The sequence below is a fragment of the Colwellia marinimaniae genome (assembly GCF_002207865.1).
Taxonomy (GTDB): Bacteria; Pseudomonadota; Gammaproteobacteria; order Enterobacterales; family Alteromonadaceae; genus Colwellia; species Colwellia marinimaniae.
Genome location: NZ_BDQM01000163.1, coordinates 1 through 345, shown reverse-complemented (window position 1 = coordinate 345; position 345 = coordinate 1). Strand labels below are relative to the sequence as shown.

At 37.7% G+C, this 345-nt stretch carries 1 pseudogene; it reads left to right on the top strand.

What is annotated here, in order from left to right:
- Nucleotides 1-120: 120 nt before the first annotated feature.
- Nucleotides 121-345: pseudogene (locus MTCD1_RS21905) on the top strand (IS4-like element ISPtu1 family transposase); the annotation flags it as partial.

The following is a 345-nucleotide window of genomic DNA, read 5'->3' as shown; positions in this document are numbered from 1 at the left end:
GACGGTAAAAAAAGTAGAAGAAGCGTAAGCTTAGAGTATGCTAAAGGCGGTAGAGAGCCTTGGTTGTTAGTGAGCAATATGCCTGAATTAGAGTGGCCTGCATAGCGGCTTGTCAACTTATACAATCAACGAATGCAGATAGAAGAAGGTTTTAGAGATACAAAAAATGAACGTTACGGCCTAGCACTAAATTTTTGCCGAAGCTCAAGTTTAAAACGAGTAAATATTTTACTCATGATAGCAATGCTCACTCAATTTTCATTGATACTGGTAGGAAAAATGGCTTACATAAAAGGCTACTATAAAGACTTCCAAGCTAACACGGTTAAATCTAGACGAGTACTA